This window comes from Motilimonas sp. E26 (assembly GCF_021278025.1).
Taxonomy (GTDB): Bacteria; Pseudomonadota; Gammaproteobacteria; order Enterobacterales; family CBDFNC01; genus Motilimonas.
On the sequence record NZ_JAIBHJ010000027.1, the window covers coordinates 1 to 19,628 of the forward strand.

Consider the following 19,628-nt stretch of genomic DNA (forward strand, 5'->3'; position numbering starts at 1 on the left):
GACCGCACTAAGAGAGCCTCAATATGTGTTTGTTGTAGGCGATATCCTAACAACAGCATGACAAAGCGAAGTAAACGGCTTTGCTGATTGGCTTTAAATTCGATTGAAAAACAGTCGAAGGGATCAGCGTACCTCTTGACAAACGGGAGGCTCATATGTGTTAGGTGTATGCCTCCGAGATTTCTGCAACTGAAACGCTCATAGCCAAAAAGGAAATACCTGAGTCAGACTCATAGTTATGAACTTCTATTTGAGCATGTGCCCATTGACGCTCACTGATATCTACAATCGCTGTACCACCAAGATATCCATTAAAGCCTTCTTCAATTTCTAGGTTAGACACACCTTCAAACTTGAAACTTTTGAACATGCCTTTCCTGTCGTGAGCAACTAGTTCAATTGAGCTCAACGTAGAATCCCAAGGGTCGATATTATACTTAAACTCAACCAAATCATTATTGGCGAAGCCTGCAAAAATCACTTTTTCTGACATTTTAACCTCCTGACACCTAACGAGACTGTAGAATAACTCCAACAGCCAGATTTGACTAAAAAACGGGGCCCTGCAATCAATCCTAAGCGCTTTTAAAACAATTGGTAATGCATTTTGAACCCATAAAACAGGCTATATTTCTTAAAAAAGAGAAATTCTACAGCCTCAACGCCGAGTTCAGCGGCGGATTTTAAGTTCTAGTTTTGCGGTAAAGTGAGTGCAGCGAGCCGCAAAACTGCGACTTAAAAGCTTTCCAGCACGCGAAGCGTGCGGTGCTGCAACGACTTGTTACGTGATATTTTCAATAGATAGACATAAAATTTATGCATAAAAAATAGCTTTCAACCACTCTTATAATTTTCAAGTATTTTTTTATATGCAATATAAAAGTTTAATTGCATTGACCCAATAACCCCACCGATAAATAGCAAATTCTTAACAAAGGTTCCTATTTCCCCATATTTCAACGCAATATTCAAACGAATAGCTAGAAAATATGCAGCAAGGCAGCCGATAAGAACTGCCCATGGCCAAACACTCGAGTACCCCAAAAGAGCCTTATTATTCCATATGGTGTAGGCTTCTTGAAATGAAACGCCTAGATCTTCTGATAATTTTCTCGGCCAAGTCATTAATATTCGTCGTAATTTCATAGCTTTCACCATAACCCAAAAAATATTCTTCTTCACCACATATGGGATAAGAATAACTAAAATGTTAATTCTCGAACCAACGCACTCTATTTAATTGATACTCTTATATTTTCAATGGTTAGCACAAAGCCAAAAAGAACGCACGTAACGCCGCATTCTAGCGAATCCCCACAAAATATCTTTCGCTATCAAATATATAGAAACGCATCGCGTTGTGTGATCTAATTAATTTCGCCAAAAACAAACCAGATTACAACGAGATGCGTGAACTTAATATCATACACCAACAGCTACAAAATCAATGCCCTTCCTTTCATTCACAAAAAACGACTTCAATCCCTCATCGATTCTACCCAAGCATTCCTCCAAGGTGACCGCCTCACCCTTACTCAACATGGAGTCTAGCCCGCTGGGTAAGGCGATAAAATACACGTTCGGCCAATGGCCAAAGCTCATCCGCTATATCGATGACGGCCATTTATCGATAGACAATAACCGCGCTGAACGCGCAATTAAACCGCTGGTCATTGGCAGAAAAAACTGGCTCTTCTCGACCACCCCTAACGGGGCTGAAGCGAGCGCGATGCTTTACAGCATCGTTGAAACCGCGAAAGCCAACGGACTCATCCTCTATGACTACATGGTCAAGTGTATGCAGGAGTTAGCGAAAGCGGAGCCAGATATCGATGCGCTCCTGCCTTGGAACTTCAAACATTAGCAATATCAGCCCGTGGGATCATGGGTCGTTTACGATCTATCTCCCCTATTCGGCTGTATCTACCCTTTTCATGTGCCATTTAGCATTGGTTCGGGCGGGGTTTATGACGCGCTTACTAGCAAACTGATAAGGCAAGCGTTTACATTATGATCGCCCCTTACATCCCTCCCGCTCGTCTTGAGAAAGGTACTCAGGCTAAGCGCGGTTAAGGCTCAATGCAGCAATTTACTTAATAAGGCAGGAAATCGAGCTCATCGAGGCTCCGGGCTTGTCCAACACTTGAATATAGGTGTCGGCTTCGCGACACCTATTCTTATCTGTTACACGGATTTAACCACCAGCATTTGAGTGGCTCCTTTTTGAAACTCGTAATTAATACCCTTTTGACAACAGACTAATCCTTTGGCGCTCAATGTTTCAATTACACTATTTAGGTGGGGTGATATTTCTCCGTTGAGTGATAATAACGGATATATTCGAACTTCTTTAGCAACCCTGCAAAGCTCTAGGATAGATGCAATGTGCTGTTCTAAATTTACATGCTCGCTATATAGAAACAAATAATGGGAACACAGTGCAAGATCGAACTGTTTATCTTGAAAGCTCAGGCTAGGTAATGATTCATTAATGTAACGGCCTAATTCTTTGCCATTCTCGTAATCATCAATGAACGCATTCATAGCACTCATTCGGAGTTCTCCTAGCGCTTCCACTGTGGGGATGCTTTTCCAAATGTACTTATCTTTATTAAGTTGCATTTGAGGCATAATTTCATCATAAACCGAAGCTATACGACTTTTCAGCTCTTCACCACTAAATTGATAGGTAGGATCAACTGAAATAACATTTCCACCAAGTTTTGTCAGCTCAGCATTAAATGATGCGGGACCATCACCGCAACCTAAAATTGATTTATCCAGATCAACTTCCGTTAATGAGAAGATTTCTTGATATTCATCTAAAGACCTACCCCAAGGTACTACGTTTTCCAACTTCACTTCTTACTTCCTTAATACGCTGTTACACGTATTATACGGAATTCCGTATAAACCCCGCACGCTAGCGCACGAGAATCGTTATTCCGTAAAAAATAAATTAATAATATTCAGCCAGTTAAATGCTCTTTTACCACCCTTAACTAGCTAAACAGGGGTAAACAAAGGGAGCCTAGTATTTACCGAGATCAAATTTGGCCCCCATAAAGAATTCAGCTGATTTATTTTGTGATTATATATCAAAGTATTATAAATAAGGTGTGAACAAAGCGAGACTTTTGCAATTACTTTACCGCGCCAAATCCCGAGATATTGCCATTTATCTCATTACCATTGGTTTTATATGCAGAACTTTTGAAATGCATTTTATCGACCCATCTTGTTTGGCCAACTCACCTTGTTTCTGAGGAGAAATCACACTATTTCTCTTATTCAGGTTAAATCAGGCTGCTTAAGGAGAAACCTTTTTACAACTTACCTAACCAATCCCTAAGCACGGGTTGAACCTCTGGCCCAACCACTACACCCATATGGGTCACATCGGGTAATAGCTTCACGTCTACTTTTGTGTATTCACTGATCAATGGTTGGTATTGGTCTACATACATGGTTTCGTCAGCAGTACCTGCAATTACCAGCAATGGCTGGTTAATACTGCTCAAATCTTGCTGATAATCTCGCGGCGCAAAAGAAGTATTAAGGCGATAGGAGTAAACCAAGGTTTCACTGCCATTTCGCAGTGGCTCTGGCAGGTTAAATTGTATTGCCGTGAGTGAATCAAACCAGTGAACACCGATGTTATTTAACATAGTGAGTCCCACAATCCGTCCCGTATAAGGCTGTGCCCAACCGCCTGCATTTGGCTTTGTGGTGGGTGCGTTGTAATAGATAAAAGGCGCTAATAATACATAGGCGTCGGCTTGCCCGCCATACTGGCCACCAGCAAAACGGATAGCTAATCCGCCTCCCGAAGAATGACCGCCAACGATCACCTTAGTGTCGGGATGGCGGGTTTTGATCATTGCCATAAAATCGGCTAAATCATCTTCAAATTGGCCAATGTAATCGACATCGCCACGTCTTTTCGGATCATGCCCATGGCCGCGTAAATCTGGTGTATAAACCTGCGCCAAACCTTGTTTGCTGACATAGTTTGCCAAGGATAAAAATTGCTGGCTATGCCAACCCGAGCCATGCAATAAGATGAGTGTTTTATTAGCCCGACTAGGATAATGGCGATAAGCGAGCGCAGTATTGTCCCGGGCCTGATAATATTGCAGTTCAGGTAATGAATTGTAATCTATCAACATTTCGTTGAAGTTAATGTTATCAGCACCTTGCTCTGCAGATATTTTTGGCTTGCTAACTATTATTAACGTCGCCGCGATGCCAAGATAAATTAGCACTGCAATAAGTAAAATTTTTAATATTATCAATACTTAAGCCCATATTTAAAACTAAGTAAAACCCCCGCTAAGTGGCGGGGGTGTTTGGCGACAACAGACTAAGTGTAAGTCTAGGACAAGCTGGTAACTAAAACGTACCTTGCCTGAACAATTCATTGCCTTTGTCACCAATAATAAGCATTCGGTGTCCTTCGGTCATGGAAGGCCACTCTAACTTGGTTAATTGGCGGTTAATAATCTCATCTCCAACAACATGCTGCCGGCTTTTATCATGACGTCGCAGCGTACTTTCCTTTACTTGAAAAGCAACAATGGTAATTAACGCCCCATAATTCAGGCCAAAGTCGCAAATTATTTGCCTAAAATCTTTACGAATATTAGTCGCATCCCACACAACATTTCGCTTATTTGCTAACGCTGTTTTTAATCGAGATTTAGCCAGCTGCAACATTTGACCACGATTTTTTTGGCAACTTCTTTTTCCGTTGATCTCTTCGCGTATTTCATCTAATGAAATAACCTCGAATCCGTTAAGGTTTTGCGCAATCCAAGTGGATTTACCACTGCCACTAATGCCACACATCACGTAAAGATGGCTGTAGCCTAAAGCACCTTGGTAGTTCTTAGCGAGCGCTTCCTCTATCATATTTATTTGGCCAATTGCGAGCTGACGAACAGCATAACCATTCAAATAGGCTTGTTCAGAACGAGAAGGTTTAACCTGAATAGGCTTTAATATATTGTCTGTTGGCTCATCCACACTCCATAGCTCATATTCTTGAGCGAACATTCTAAACTGTTCAAGCAAATCGATTTGTAGCGATGAGTCTGTACACGTTCGGCCTTGCATATCCGCTAATTCAAGCCAATAAAGTAGTGCTAAGTCTACATGCAGTGAAAGGTGCAAGTAGTCGCTGTAACTATTATTTTTGATCACTAGGCTTTTTGGCATCTGATGGTAGCCCACTAGCCCTATAATGGCTCTTATTACTTTATGCTCAAGGGGTAACTCAAGCAATTTAATAGCTAAATAGCTGGCACCAACCTCCTCGTGCTTTGGCGCAACAACACGTTCAATACCCGCAATTAGCTTACGCTTTGTGGTTATCGGTTTTGCAATATCGTGCAGTAGAGCCGATAGGATCAATATCTGCCTTTTTACGCCGGTTATATGCTTGGCGTCAGCGTTGAATATTTCATACAGTTTACTCAATACCATGTCTGTATGGATGGCCACATTACCTTCCGCATGCCAAATGCTGTCTTGCTCAGTGTCAGCAAATTGGTGCAATAAGGGAAATGTCTCTCCTAAGTACCGTACACATTCAGCAAAATTTGGCGAATGGTCTAAGGCTAAGCTATCTAGCCAGGTTGCTAGTTTGTTCATCTTAACCGCCTTTTTTTAGATTTATATTGCTTAATCCATTAGGAACCAATTCAGCATGCATCCAATGTTTATCAGTGATCACATGGTTACTTCTCACCCATTTAGCGACACTTTTATTAAATTGTGAGTAGTGAAAACCATCAGTTACTCTTACTACGTAACCTTCTTGGTGTTTTGTATCCAGCACTATGTTTTTTATTGTTTTTTCGCACCATAAGCCAACATACAACTCTTTCGGGGTGATTAAGCCTAATTGTGCAAAAAAACGTTTGCTGTCTTGCCAGCTTAAGCATTCGTTGTTTTCATTCCATAGTGAAAACGCCATAAAATAACTCATTAATGCTTCATAACTAATCGAGTGCCTTGCATAGAGGTTTTCACCACAAATACGCCACCCTTGTGGAATTTGGTAACCAATCTCAGCTTGCAATCCTTTCACCCATGTTCTGGATGGGTGAAAGCGACTATCAATCGAGCGAGCATGCACAAAATCACTGTAAATAGTGGTATTTTCGCCATCCATTTTTTCTGTCACAACGACTTGTCGGTTTTCAAAACAGCTTACATTACCTTGGTAAAGGTCATCATCGGTCGCCCCCGGTGACCAAGGCAAGTGCGGGGTGCGAGGGTATTTAATTCTCATTATGTAACTCCAAACTTAAACGTTATGATTGCCCGTTAGGTCAATCTCTTAATGGTTTTATGCAGCGCATAGTTAATTCTCCATTCCTGAAATGGCGAATATGACGATGCGCTGCTGAGCTAGAATTACATTGCCCTACCCTCTAATGTTCTGAATTTAAGTTAGCGCCAAATAGCTACTAACATGTTGTTTTATTAGAATTACTAATTCTTTGTCCATGTATTGATATTCATCAGGAATATCTAATACCTGAATATCTTTATGAATTAACAACTTATAAAACTGTGCTTTTAACCTATTCTTGTGTTTTTGCTCCATAACAAAAATAACATCCGCCCACTGAATGGTATTGGCATTCACCCTTCTATGCGCCTTTGTGCTTGTACCTGCTGATTTTACAGCTAGCGTAGGATGATTTTTCCATACCTGCTCACCCGTTGGGCTTCGCCATTGGTTACGGCTACAAATAAACAGTACATTTGTTACTTGATGTTGCTGCATTAAATCATCGCTCCCTTACTCACAGAGCGCTCATGACTTAAGATAAATTTTTCACCTTTAAATGTTTTTACCGGATCACCGCGCTCAACTTGCCAGTGCTGTTGCCAACGTTTCTTTTCTTGCTGCGTCATGGTTGCCAATTTCGTTGCTTCAAGCTTTTGCAACAATATGGCCTTGGCTAAACGTTTATTGGCATGTTGACTGCGCTCACTCTCAACCCGCACTGACATACCTGTTGCGGTATGGGTGGCTCTTACCGCCGAATCGGTGGTATTAACATGCTGACCACCCGCACCCGACGCACGGCATGTTTGAAAAGTCACACTGTTATCAAGTTGACTGTCATCAATGTCATACATTTGACCGCTAAAAAACCAGTTTTTACGTTTGTGCTTAGGTCGATACTGACTTTGACATACCCACAACATAGCGCCCTGCCATGATATAGCAACTTGCCTCGCACCATCCTCGGGGGTGGAATCAAGTTGCAACAACACCGATTTATAGCACTCTCGTTCTTTTGCCGTGATCGTTTCAACGACATCCAACTTGATACCTTTATCTAAACATTGTTTATTAATCATGTTGAACGCCAAGCCAACGGCTTTACAGCATTCCATTGGGCCTTGCCCTGCTGATATTTGCAGTAAAATCATGCTGAGCACTCCCCATTGGTTTTAAAGGTTAAAACGGGGCGCAGCCTTGCCAGCACCTCAATTAGTCCTGCTTCTACCATATCGCTGATCACCGTTTCACATTTTTTGTATGCTTGGGGGGCTTCGTCGTATAGCAATTCTTTATTGCCACATACTACGCGGCTACCTAGCGCGGTTCGGTATAAGTCTTCACGCTTGTATTTATGACCGAGGCGGCCATGGCATTCACCGCGTTGCCACTTACGACCCGCGCCATGGGCCAGTGAAAATAAGCTAATGCGGCCATTTTCAACTTGGTTTGAGCCATCCTCATTTGAATTGACTAAAAGCGGTTTAACCAGATAACTGTGATCCCCCCGCGACCCCGGAATAACCACATAGCCTTTGTCACTCGGGGTGGCGCCTTTTCTGTGTAGCCAGCCATTCAAACCATCCATGTTTTTTGCCGATACTAAATTGTGATTAATATCTAACGTGCAGTTTCCATTGGCGCGAATGGCCTCTAAAAAGCGCATGGCAATTAATTCACGATTCAGCTCTGCAAAGCGCACGGCTTCGTCATGTTGTTGCATGTATTTGGCAAAGTCGGCATCACTTTCAGATAATCCATCGTGACTGTATTTTGTTATATGCGCGGCTAGAATTGACTGCCCAAGCCCACGTGAGCCTGAGTGCACAAGTAGCTGCAGGTGCTTTTTATTCAACCCTAACTCATCTAATACTGCTTGATTGTAAATCTCATCAATGGCCTGAAATTCAGCGAAATGGTTACCCCCACCTATGGTGCCCAAGGCATGGTCATAGCCATTGATGGTGATGTTTTTGGCCGCTTTTCTAGATTGAATAACCGACTGCCAGCTGTCATCGAGTGGCTGCTCAACATGGGTGAATTTTTTGGCTAATTTATCAAGATTAACCTTTGATACTTTGGCGGAGGTTTGCCATAACGACATACCACAACCAATATCATTACCCACCAGCGCGGGGTAAATTTTGTTGCTAGTAAAAAAAGCTGCACCAATGGGGTAACCTCTACCGGGGTGTAAATCAGGCATGCCCGCAACGCGCTGCATGCCCTCTAGCTGAGCTGTTTTGATCAGTTGTTGTATTGCCAGCCCTTCAATCCACGTATTTTTAGACGCAATGAGGCTAACGTTTTCAGAAATTTTTTGGACGGATTTGCCCATAGTACCAATTCCTTTTTCTTTATTAGAAAAATAGGATTAAAACGAAAATCGAATTGGCAGGTCTGGATCTATGTTGAAATCATCGAAAGGAATGAAGTTAACGCGGTGTTTAGCTAAATATACTTAGTGTACAAAGACGTATTTGAGCAACCCGTTTCTTATCGGATAAGACCTGCAAAGGATGTTAATGTAAATGTCATGATATTTTCTCCTTACAGTAAGTTGATCAATTGAGTTGGTATAGAGCACTTTTGGTTAGTGCTCATTAATTGGGCGGCATAGTATTCAGTTTTTGTGCGTAAAGCAACTGCAATTTTAGGTTAATTTGACTTATCATCCTGCGGCTGTTGCAATATTTCCCCCTGAGCGCGCATTTACTTACACAATTTTGGAGAGGTGTATGCCCTTTAAATCGTATATTTTTTGTTTTTTCGGCTTTTTCTTAATGAGCTGTGATGCCAGCCCTGACTACTTGACCGATCTTAGACGCCATAAAGACACGGTGGGTAATTTTGTCGGTAAGGGCTTAACCGTTGCAGAGCGCGATACGGACCTGGATTGGTATGTAGCCGACTTTCATAGCACAGCGCTAAAAAATGCCTCACTGCTTGAATTCGCGCCCGAGAATGATTTTAAGTTTGTGCGTAGTTACAAGTTTTACGACGGCTCAGGGCTGCTCTGGTCGTGGACTCACTCAGGTCGCCAGTTCAATATGATTTATAGCTTTGTCGGCCCTGGCACCGATGTCACCATAGTTGAAAACACCCATCACCTTACGGACGATGAAATCATTATTGCGCTGTACTTTGAAGACAAATATCAAGCCGTACTCAATGTGTTTGAAGCCCCTAAATGGCGTATTGTTGATCAGCCAATCACTTACCAGCCCGAAGCGCTGGGCTTTTTAGATCTCGTCGGCGACATTTTTCAAGGCAAGGTTGCCACCCTACCTTATGTGCTAATTGAAAGTTCAGGTTGCGCCTATTTAGAAGACAATCAAGAAACATGTACCGATCTGCCCGCTCCTTTCAAGCAATGGTTAACTGAAAATGCAACGAGTTTGTTTGGTGATAAATCCAAAGCCGAATTTGGTCTCAAAGTTGTTTACAACGATAAGGCAGAGTTTAGCGAGGTAATTGCTGCCTATCACTACAGTGAAGGGTACGATAAAAATGGATACCCACTTCTTAGTGACATCCAACTGCCTATTGCTAAAGGCTACCTAAATGAAGGCAGCCGACTTAAGCTGCCGATTGGATACAGGTATTAGCAAAGGTTTAATTTTAGCTTCTGACGTTCTGAGGCTTCGAACTTTATTTATTGAGTGTCATACTTATTATTCGACAATCTTGCTCCCTGCATGATGAATACAAGACACGATCTTTTCACCATAAACTTGTTGTTCATCTTGGGTAAGCTCAGTGGGTAAATTTAGTTTGTTAGGCTCTGCCAAACAATTTTGATACAACTTGTTGATTAACTCTCTACACTTCTTCGTTGTTAGCGCTTTACTTTGAAGGTAGGACTGATCCCTTACACTACACAAATGACTACTTAAAACAGGTTCAAGTGAAAGTAACCATTGCTCGGTTGCCAATTGATCAGCGTAGGCGCCACTACTGATTAGTAACGACAGGACTAAGGCTTTATTCAGTTTCATCGTTTCCCTTATTCACGAATAATCAAATCGATCGGCAACTCATTGTGTTGGTGCTAAATATTCTTCAAATGATTAAACAGATAAAGGATATTATTAAGCACCAACAAAATGGAGCTGACATATCATCAAGTTTTTACTACACCCGATACTGACACAGCTCAGGCGCTAGCATCAAGCCTTGGCTTTTCAGTAATTGAATGCGTTGTAGATACGCAGCGCCTGTCATTAAGTGACTGACTACGTCCACCACTTTACGGTTTTGGTATTCGGCTAAATAAGTACCCTTAGTCCATGCGTTAAATGCGCCCAGTGCAGGGCCTGCCCAAATTTGATAATCCATTTCGCGCCCGACTTCGCCTTGGTTTGACCAGCGGCTGGAAAGGCCTAAATACCAGCGGAAAATTAACGCCATTTTGCGTTTAGGGTTATTTTGCGCGCGCTCGATTTGTTTAGGGTCACGACTGTTAAAATGGGCAACGGTGTTCTGCCACACCACTTCAAGGGGTTGACGAAATACTTGCTGCTCGAGCTTTTCACGCTCAGCGGCAGGAATAGCATCAATGCTGTCGTATTGCTGATACAAGTCGTATAACTTTTGCGCGCGCATTGGGAACAAGGTGCCGCGTTTAACCACTTGTAGTTGTACGCCCATTTCAAACATATCGGCGGCTGGCGCCATGGTCACGTCGGCCATTTCGGTGGTCGATAATAGCTTTTTGGTGTGTTCACTGGCACCTGCTTCAATACAGGCTTGGTTAACCGAGCCGGTAACAATAAAGTCTGCGCCCATGGCAAAGGTAGCTAACGCGGCACTTGGCGTCCCCACGCCGCCACCCGCACCTACGCGCACGGGCGTGCTAAATTGATATTCAGCTTGCAACTGGTCGCGCAAACTGATCAAAGTTGGCAATAAAGTGACTAATGGACGGTTATCAGTGTGGCCACCAGAGTCCGCTTCGGCGGTAATGTCATCGGCCATTGGCACCTGCTGTGCTAATTCAAATTGTTGCGCGGTGATCAAACCTTGATCTAGCAAGCTTTGCAGTAATTTAACCGGCGCAGGTTTAATGAACTTTTCGGCTACTTCAGTGCGTGATACTTTGGCGATCACTTTGTTAGCTATGTTGATCTGACCTTGCGCATTCACACTTAACCCTGCGGCGCGATAACGCACAATGTGCTCAGTTAAGCCCAAAAATGCCGATGCTTCAACGGTATGTACGCCATGGCTTAAATATAATTCCACGCAGCCACGCTCTAACGCTGGCTCACTGGGGCTGTGGATCAAGTTAAATGCATAAGGGCCATTGGGCAGCGCCGCTTGAATGGTGCTAATAGCTTGCTTAACACGTTCTGGCACTAAACCCGCCGCGCCAAATGAGGCTAAAAAGCCCGCTTGGCCTAACGCTATTACCATTTCTTCTGAGGCAATGCCATTGGCCATGGCGCCCGCGTAATAAGCATAGTTAACGCCGTGACAGGCTTTAAAGGCGGCGCTGCCAAGTTCAGTGGCATCACAAGCAGGTGCAAAGGCTAATAGTGACTCGCCATTAACAGCATTGGCATCGGGGCGAATGGTGACGCCCTGCGCGCTATTAAATACAAAGCTATTTTGCGCCAGCTGACGCAGTGCCGTTTGGTTGGCGGTGGAAAATTCTAGTGTATTCATTGTCATTCTTCGTTAACCCTTAACTTCGGCATTAGCAGCGGCATTGGCCGTGTCTTGCTCGGTCTCTTTAATGCAAAGAGCAATATCTGTAACTTCATAAATGCGCAGACCGTCTTTAGACAAATCGGCATTGGCAATTAGCGTGACTTTATTTGGCTCGCAGATCACTTGGGTGATCTGCACGTTAATGTTCATCAAGGTATTGAGCGGGTTAATTTGCCCGCGATATTTCCATTTCACATTACTTAGCAGTGGCATAAAGCGCGGTGAAATAAGCTCGCTGCCTAAGTCTTGTTTTAAGGCAAACACTTGCATTACTTCAATAATGGCCTCAACGCCCAATGAGCCCGGCATCACCGGATCTTGATGGAAGTGAAATTGGAAGAACCAATCACTTGGATCAATCGTGCGCTCAGCGTAGCAATAGCCTAACTGATGCGTGCCGCTATTTGGCAGCAAGTAAACGGTATCAACAAAGTTTAATCGCCCTCCCGCCAAGCGGTAATGTGGCCGCTTCGGGTCAACGGCAAATAAAGGGTTTTGTTGATTGGTTAAATCAATGCGCTCAGGCATTTGATTGCTGCCAACGGTGGCGGCGTCTTGCTCTAAGTACCAAGCTTGACGCACCTTGCCGTTATCTAAGCCCAGTTGATGGGTCAGCGCCTCGGCTTTAAAATAACCAAATACCGCGCTGCCTTGATAAAACGGCGCGCCATCGGTGGAGAGCACAAAATCAAAGCTTTGAATAATGTTAGTCCCTGCGATCACCGTTGATTTCAAGGTCGATTCGTTGACGATGGTTTTACCGCGCAAGTCCACTTCACGCAGCAACTCGCCTTGACCGTCGAGGTTTCTAAAAAACAGCTCGGTGCCAGGAAAGCCTAATGTGGTGCCCATGTAGCCGGAGATAAAGCCATTAGGTTGCAAGGATATTTCCATCAAGATGGAATACGGCATGTAATTGTGGTGGCTGTTGCCCTGGAAGTACCAAGCATCAGCAGGCACATCATATTCCGCAATACAGCTAGCAGGATGTTTTAAATCGCCGCGTTTACCTTGCACATCAATCACTCGGGTGGTGAGTTGTAAATCACCACATGGGGTGCGCGGCGGGATCAAGCCATCGTAAATACGGTAGTCTTCACCAAAACACTGGCAAATATCACCTGTAGCAAATTCAAACAAATGATAAGGGGTAAAAGGCAAGGTATCGGGCGTGCGGTTTTCACCCACCACCACTGGCGCGGGCACATGTTTTAATGGCACAACGCCTTTGATTTTTTCGGCGCTTAAATCGGGCACTTGCGCCATTAACGGTGCGCTGGTACTGGGCAATCTGGTATTAGGTAATTTCAACCCTGCTTTCGCTACCCCTTTAATCATTACGCCAAGGTTTTTAAAGTCCACCACTACCTTGCCATTAAGCACTATGTCAATGTCGGCTTTGGCATAAGGCATCGGATGCAAACCGATTTCCGTTACTTGCATGCGATACACCAAGGTGCCATGTTGCGGCAGTACTTGACCTCGACAGCGCACTTTTTGCGGCTCGTTCGCCATCGGTTGAAAGCGCCCTTGCTCGACTAAGGTGTGTAAGCCTAAATACATCATGTAAAACTGCAGCAGTTGACCACAGCCTTCAGCCATCAGTGAGCCCGCCATCACTTGATCGTCTTTAAAATGACACGGGAAATACCAGTGCTGCGGATCAAGGCATTTTTCACCTTGCAGTGAACCAAGTCCCCAAGGGCCGCCGTGGATATCGATATTGGACACTTGCTCAATCATCAAGAATTTTTCAGATGAGAAACAAAGTGATGAGTTTTTATCAGTGGCGTATTCAGCGCCAAAACAAGCCGAGACATCGCCTTGGATCAAATGGCGGATTGCCTCTGTGTTAAAAGCAGTTTGCTGATGGGCTAGCAGCGGTGTGAAGTGTTGTTTTTCAACTTGAGCCAGCGCCTTTAATTCATCTTGTGTTTTGATCACCCCTTTACCATCGGCTAGCTCTTGGTCGGTGAAAAAGCCGGCGCAGCCGCCGTCCATTTTCAGCACCATGGTATCGCCCACGAAGCACTCATAAGAGAAGAAGAACAACAAGGTATCGCCATTGCGCGCAAAATGATTGATGCTAATGTCGTAGCGCAAGGTCTCACCGCCTTTTGGCAAGTCAGCGAGGAAGGTTAAAGTACAATCAAGTAAACGATATACTCGCTCACCTTTGTTTTCAAAATCAATGCCTAAGTAGCTGATCAGCATTAAATCACATTGGCCTGATTCAACCGCCACCGCCCAAGGAATTTGTCCGTCCACTAGATAAGGGGCATCCAGCGGAATATCGTATTCGGTGGTCATGGTGCAAGGCTTGTATTCGTTGACCTTGGCATTGAGCTTGGTCACCCGCGACACCAATAAGTAATCGGTAGTCGGCAAACGCACGCGGCGCGGATAACTGTCAATGATGGCGTATTCAGGGCCAAACACCTTAGCAATCGAGCCTTCTGAATACTCAACTAAATCGTCATAGTTCCAGATCTCGCCCGCTTTTGGCTGATAAGTTTTAGCTTGATAGGTTTCAGTGCGCTTAGGCAAAGGAGTCTGGCGCACCAGTCGAGCAAAATCATTTAAACCTTGCTGGCGCGTTTGTGCCACTTGGCTTGCTTGCTCATGTTGCGCCAAGGTGATTGGCTGAGCGGCTGTGTGTAAGTTAACTGACAAGGCTGTTCCCTGTTCGATTATGGTATTTGAAATAGAGGGGCCGCCGAGCACGACGGCTTTCACTAAGCCGACTTTCTGCGGCGTGGGCACCTTGAATGCCTTGGACATCTTGACATTAACGGCACTTTGCAACGTGACTTGGCTTAAGCTGCCATCAATACACTGCATGTAAGCCGCCGCTAATTGGCCTTGTGGTGCTGGACTTGGTAAAGCTGGGTTTAACTTGACCAGCACACTTAATAAACTAAACAAACCGCTGGCAGCATAAAGGTGACCCGTCTGTTCGCTACTGGTTTGCACCATGGCGTTCGGATGACGTTGTTGACAACGCTGTTGTAACTCCTGTTGCCCTTGTTGGCTATCACTGCCGGTGATGTCCACTAGGCTAATGTCTGCGTCATCGTTTTGTGTGCTTAACTCATTAAGTTGACCACGGGTAGCAAAGTTTAGGCTGGTGATCTGGCCATAATAGGGCTGGGAAGTCACTTCATCACTGGCTAAACGCAGCACAATCGCACCCGCTCCGTCACTCACATGGCCGCAAAAATCAGCCGTTAATTGCTGGCGCAGAGCAAAGTTTTCAGCACTGGCGGCTAAATCGACAGCGGCCACGACAACGGCATCCACTTCCCCTTGTACCAGCATATCCTGGGCAATTTGCAAGCAGTTGTAAACGGAGTTTTCTTCGCTGGAAATAGTAAACGCTGGGCCATTGAAGTCCCACAGTGACGCTATTCGCGAAGCCATAATATTGCCAATAAAACTGGTGTATTGATTTAACTTGGCAGCGCCTAACACGCTGTCCATGGCAATGGCTTGTAACTTGGCTTGCTCAGCTGTCGTAAGCGTAATGCCTGCTTGCTTGAGGCTGGCAGGAAGTTGCGTTTGCAAATTAACTCGGCCACGAAATTGATGGGTTTCTGGCTCAGCCGACATGGCCACCAGCACAGCAACATTATCGCCAACTTTCACTTTGCCATCCTGCAAGGCTTGGTCGGTAACTTTCATTAACAATAACTGCTGAGGGATCAAGCTATCATCATTATTTGGCGGCACTTTAAATTGCATAAAGTCCAGCTCAAACTGTTCAATAAAACCGCCTCTCATTGCTTCAGGCTCTGCCACTAATTGTTGCTCCATGCCCTTCCAGCGCAGTGGCGGCAAAGGGACAAACACGTCTTGTTGCTCAGACATAATTTGCGCAAAATCAACTATGTTTTCAGCGCGACCAACATGACAAGCGACGCCGGTGATTGCCATTGCAGTGGTGCTTGACTCACGTTTGTTCGCTGCTATTGATTTAACATCGGTGGCAGGCGGTTGTTGTAATACTAGATGGGCGTTACAGCCGCCAAAACCAAAGGCTGAAACCCCTGCACGCTTTGGCGCACTGCTGTTATTGGCTGGCCAAGGCTGTGCATTCCTGACTAATTGTTGCTCGCCCCACGCAAGATTACCTGAGCTAATAGGCGCATTAATGCCAATGCTGGCAGGTATTTGGTTATGTTGCATCGACAATATGGTCTTCACAATACTGGGCATACCCGCCGCAGTCAGCAAATGACCGATATTACCTTTGACTGAGCCAATCAGTGGTACCTGCTTGCCATCGCCAAAAAATTGCGACATCGAGTTCAACTCGACTTTATCGCCCAGTGGTGTGCCGGTGGCATGACACTCAATGTAATCCACGTCGCTGGGTTTAAGCTTCGCTTGGAGATAAGCACGCTGATAGGCCAGTACTTGGCCTTTACTGTTTGGACTAAGCACAAACTGACCGCGGCCATCATTAGAAAGGCCGACGCCTTCAATAGTGGCATAAATCTTATCTTGATCACGCAGTGCATCATCAAGGCGTTTCAGTACCAGTACTCCCGCTCCCTCACCGGCAAATAAACCTTGGCTTTGCTGATCGAACGGCGCTGAAATCCCATTGGCGGGATAAGCCTGAAAAATGGAAAATCCCATATTGATAAAAAAGGGGTCTGAGCCAGACACGGCACTGGCCAGCATCACATCACTGCGCCCCGCGATTAAGGCATCACACGCTAGCTTAACGCTATATAAAGAAGAAGCGCAGGCCGCATCTAAAGCATAATGACCACGGCCAAGCCCTAATGCATTGGCCACTAACCCGGCGGTGTAGCCGGCAATCAAGCCTTGTTTGGCATCGGCTTGCTGATCATTAACGTGATCAGTGGTGTGATAGTCTTGATCAAATGCCTCCAGTTTAAAGTCTTTGCCGAGTACTTGCTGCAACCCTGCTTCGACCGCGCGATGATATAGCGCCAAGTAAACTTGGTTTGAGCCTTGAGTCGGAAACGATAACGCGCCTAGGACTAAACCTGTTTGCTTTAACACCTCGTCCGTTAACGTTACCCCAGCGTCAAGCAAGGCTTGCTTGCAAACTTGTAAGATCCAGTGCTGGTGGCAGTCAAGTTGACTTAATTGCTCAGCAGATACTTGATAGCCAGTTGCATCAAAATCAAACTGCTCGATATACCCGCCGCGATGACTGTAATGTTTGTCATTGTCACCCTTACTGCCGGAGAAATCGGCAGGATCGGCACATTGGCGCGCGGGATTGACGTGTGTGCGTGAATCACGTTGCTGCTGTAAATTTTGCCAAAACCCCTCAAGATCATGACTACCTGGAAATAAATGTGCGATACCGACAATGGCAATACTGGTCATTAAATGGATTGATCCTGTTGTTGATAAAGAGATAGAGAAAAGTGACGGCCAAATAAACTATCTAGTTCGGGCTTAAGACCTAAACTGACCAGCTGAGCCAATAAACGTAATAGACTGCGGCTACTACTTTGCCCCTTGCCATTGGTGGCTAAACTCACATGAGGCTGATGTTGCAGTATTTTATCTATATGCGTGCAGCAACTTCGCCCCGCGCCCACTTCAATAAAAATACGCGCGCCGGCTTGATACACTTGCTGCGTTAAATGGGCAAAATCCAACGGCTGACAAAAGCAATCATGAATACTTTGGCTGATGGCATCACTGGATACCTTAACTGGTTGATAGTTCGCGCTGGAGAATAACTTAATTGCTGGCTGTCTCGTTGATGCCTGCAGCGCAAGCGCTTGGCCTTGCTCCGATAGCGGCAGGTGAAATATTTGCGCGATTTCGTCGCCATAGTATTGCGCCGCAGGTGTGTGCATCGCCGTGACAAATCCGACCTTAATCGCTCTTACGCCTGTGTCATTCAATAATTGCTGACATTGCTGCGAATCACCCACCAAAATACCGCTGTCGCCGTGGTTGATCGCCAGCCAAGCTTTATCATAATGGGCAAGGTTTTGCGTAAAACCGTCGGGTAAACGCAGCGAATAACTGGCCCAATGCACCTCTTGTTCGGGTGCTAATTGCCAGTGCTGCGCGACGGCGTTTAACTCACCGGTAATGCCACTGTTGAAGGCCACTGATTTTGCTAGCCGCTCGCCAAGCACTTGAGGCGATTGCCATAATGACAAACCGGCCCACATGCTTACTTCGCCTAGGCTGTAACCGAATGCATAAGCAGGCGTGATGTTAAGCTGTTGTAATAAGTGACTGAGTAACCAAGCGCTACCCACGCCGGCTTGTGCCAATGTGGTCAGCTTGTCAGTGCCTTGCCCATCTGCTAAAAAATGACGCGCAGCTAATAGCTCAGCCAATTCACCGTTTGTGTCTAATGTTTGATACAAACGAGGAAAATACCGCGACAAATCATGAAACTGCCCGGGATAACAAGTGCCGACCCCCGGATAAACAAAACAAACACTGTCAGCAATATACGAAGCTTGCTGATTATCTTTAACTTGGCGCACTGCACTGCCAGCTGGTGTTTGTATTGACGCTTGGCTTAACGCGGTCTGTTGCCCAAGTCTTTCTAATAATTGCTTAACCTCGCCATCAAGTGCATTTATTTCGCTGGCAACTAATACCGAAATCAACCCTTTGGCATTTTGAGTATCCGTTGAGGTTTTATGTTGTTGATAGGCATTTAAGTCATTCAGCATCTGCTGATAACGCTGACTGGTTGGCAAAGCTAAAATACGGTTGAGCTTAACAATTAATTCTGTCTTATTCAGCGCGGTAACAGGCCAAAACACTTGCCAATTTAATGGCTCCGAATCAAAGGTAGACTCTATTGGTAAAGCAGCTGAAGGCTCAGTACAAAGCAGTGGCCATGGCGTGGCAGTTTGGTTGCCCTGTTCAAATACTAATGTGGCTGATGCGACTACCCTTGGCTGCTCAGCGTTCACCATACCTGCAAGCTCAAGATACGCCTGACGGCTTTGATGCATGACGCCGTACCAATAATGTTGCTGCAATTGCCGCTGCTTCAAGCTTTGAACCAAGTTAAATATGCAAGAGGCCAGATCGTCGTCGCCGGATAATTGCCGCTGCCAATATTTAGCTAACTGCACATTTGGCTTAGCTGTTTGTTTCAATGGTTCGGGTAAAACTTGCCTGAACCGCGCTAGCATCTTAATGCCTTGCTTTAACGCAATCGGCACTGGCATAAACGTGAGCAACAAACCAAATGATGCATTTAGACTTGTTTTAGCATCTGCTGATAGGCGCGAGCGCAGCCAAGCAGGTAGACCCGCACCATTAACGGGGATGACAATTGAAGATCGGGCTTCAATATTTTCGCCAGCCTTTATATCTATTCGGCGCGCTAATAATTGCTGACAATAACTCAACAACGCAGCGCGATTGTCGAGCCATTGAGCGCAGCCATGTACGTCAACTATGCTAGGTCTTTCCCTTGCTGGAATTTGAGCTAAATTCAAGACAAATTCATCACTTAGATCAATCGCACAGGTATTAGCTAAGTTGGCTGGAACATCATCTTTGGGCAGCGCCACACAATAGAGACCACAAAGGGCCCATTTGGTGGCGATGCCGTTATTGGTTATGCTACGAGTGGACATCAATA

13 protein-coding genes and 2 pseudogenes are annotated in these 19,628 nt (G+C 45.0%); 2 read left to right on the top strand and 13 right to left on the bottom strand.

Features of this window, described 5'->3' with window-relative positions:
• Window positions 1-160: 160 nt before the first annotated feature.
• Window positions 161-493, bottom strand: a complete 333-nt coding sequence (locus tag K1M91_RS17540; protein WP_232803558.1) for a hypothetical protein — start codon at window positions 491-493, stop codon at window positions 161-163.
• 341 nt (window positions 494-834) lie between these two features.
• Window positions 835-1,146, bottom strand: a complete 312-nt coding sequence (locus K1M91_RS17545) for a hypothetical protein (protein WP_232803559.1) — start codon at window positions 1,144-1,146, stop codon at window positions 835-837.
• A gap of 394 nt (window positions 1,147-1,540) precedes the next feature.
• Here K1M91_RS17545 and K1M91_RS17550 point away from each other — a divergent pair.
• Window positions 1,541-1,864: pseudogene (locus K1M91_RS17550) on the top strand (transposase); the annotation flags it as partial.
• Window positions 1,865-2,184: 320 nt separating this feature from the next.
• Here the strand turns inward: K1M91_RS17550 and K1M91_RS17555 are convergent.
• From K1M91_RS17555 to K1M91_RS17585, 7 genes are all read right to left on the bottom strand, one after another.
• Entirely contained in the window at window positions 2,185-2,862 is a 678-nt protein-coding gene (locus tag K1M91_RS17555; RefSeq protein WP_232803560.1) for a hypothetical protein, read from the bottom strand.
• Window positions 2,863-3,326: 464 nt separating this feature from the next.
• Window positions 3,327-4,295 (bottom strand): alpha/beta fold hydrolase, encoded by a 969-nt coding sequence (locus K1M91_RS17560; RefSeq protein ID WP_232803561.1) that lies wholly within the window; start codon window positions 4,293-4,295, stop codon window positions 3,327-3,329.
• 97 nt (window positions 4,296-4,392) lie between these two features.
• Entirely contained in the window at window positions 4,393-5,652 is a 1,260-nt protein-coding gene (locus K1M91_RS17565) for an AAA family ATPase (protein ID WP_232803562.1), read from the bottom strand.
• A gap of 1 nt (window position 5,653) precedes the next feature.
• Window positions 5,654-6,295, bottom strand: coding sequence for an RNA ligase family protein (locus tag K1M91_RS17570; RefSeq protein ID WP_232803563.1), 642 nt, complete (start codon window positions 6,293-6,295; stop codon window positions 5,654-5,656).
• 156 nt (window positions 6,296-6,451) lie between these two features.
• The gene (locus tag K1M91_RS17575) at window positions 6,452-6,796 is read right to left on the bottom strand and encodes a phosphotyrosine protein phosphatase (RefSeq protein WP_232803564.1); all 345 of its coding nucleotides are present in this window, start codon (window positions 6,794-6,796) and stop codon (window positions 6,452-6,454) included.
• Window positions 6,796-7,452: a peptide chain release factor H gene (gene prfH, locus K1M91_RS17580; protein WP_232803565.1), complete on the bottom strand. Its 657-nt coding sequence runs from the start codon at window positions 7,450-7,452 to the stop codon at window positions 6,796-6,798. The genes K1M91_RS17575 and prfH overlap by 1 nt, the downstream gene beginning before the upstream one ends.
• Window positions 7,449-8,639 carry an RNA ligase RtcB family protein gene (locus K1M91_RS17585; protein WP_232803566.1) on the bottom strand — a complete coding sequence of 397 codons (1,191 nt, stop codon included), beginning with the start codon at window positions 8,637-8,639 and terminating at the stop codon, window positions 7,449-7,451. Before K1M91_RS17585 ends, prfH begins: the two co-directional genes overlap by 4 nt.
• Window positions 8,640-9,039: 400 nt before the next feature.
• On the opposite strand from K1M91_RS17585, the gene K1M91_RS17590 reads away from it, so the two are divergent.
• Complete coding sequence (locus K1M91_RS17590) at window positions 9,040-9,909, top strand: hypothetical protein (RefSeq protein WP_232803567.1); 870 nt, start codon at window positions 9,040-9,042, stop codon at window positions 9,907-9,909.
• Window positions 9,910-9,975: 66 nt separating this feature from the next.
• On the opposite strand, the gene K1M91_RS17595 is transcribed toward K1M91_RS17590, so the two are convergent.
• The 4 genes and pseudogenes from K1M91_RS17595 to K1M91_RS17610 all read right to left on the bottom strand — a co-directional run bounded on the left by K1M91_RS17595 (window position 9,976) and on the right by K1M91_RS17610 (window position 19,623).
• Window positions 9,976-10,299: a hypothetical protein gene (locus K1M91_RS17595; protein ID WP_232803568.1), complete on the bottom strand. Its 324-nt coding sequence runs from the start codon at window positions 10,297-10,299 to the stop codon at window positions 9,976-9,978.
• A 136-nt stretch (window positions 10,300-10,435) separates the two neighbouring features.
• Window positions 10,436-11,803 (bottom strand): annotated as a pseudogene (locus tag K1M91_RS17600) (PfaD family polyunsaturated fatty acid/polyketide biosynthesis protein); the annotation flags it as partial.
• 177 nt (window positions 11,804-11,980) lie between these two features.
• The gene (locus K1M91_RS17605; protein ID WP_232803570.1) at window positions 11,981-17,380 is read right to left on the bottom strand and encodes a beta-ketoacyl synthase N-terminal-like domain-containing protein; all 5,400 of its coding nucleotides are present in this window, start codon (window positions 17,378-17,380) and stop codon (window positions 11,981-11,983) included.
• Complete coding sequence (locus K1M91_RS17610; RefSeq protein ID WP_232803571.1) at window positions 17,380-19,623, bottom strand: PfaB family protein; 2,244 nt, start codon at window positions 19,621-19,623, stop codon at window positions 17,380-17,382. The genes K1M91_RS17605 and K1M91_RS17610 overlap by 1 nt, the downstream gene beginning before the upstream one ends.
• Window positions 19,624-19,628 lie beyond the last annotated feature (5 nt).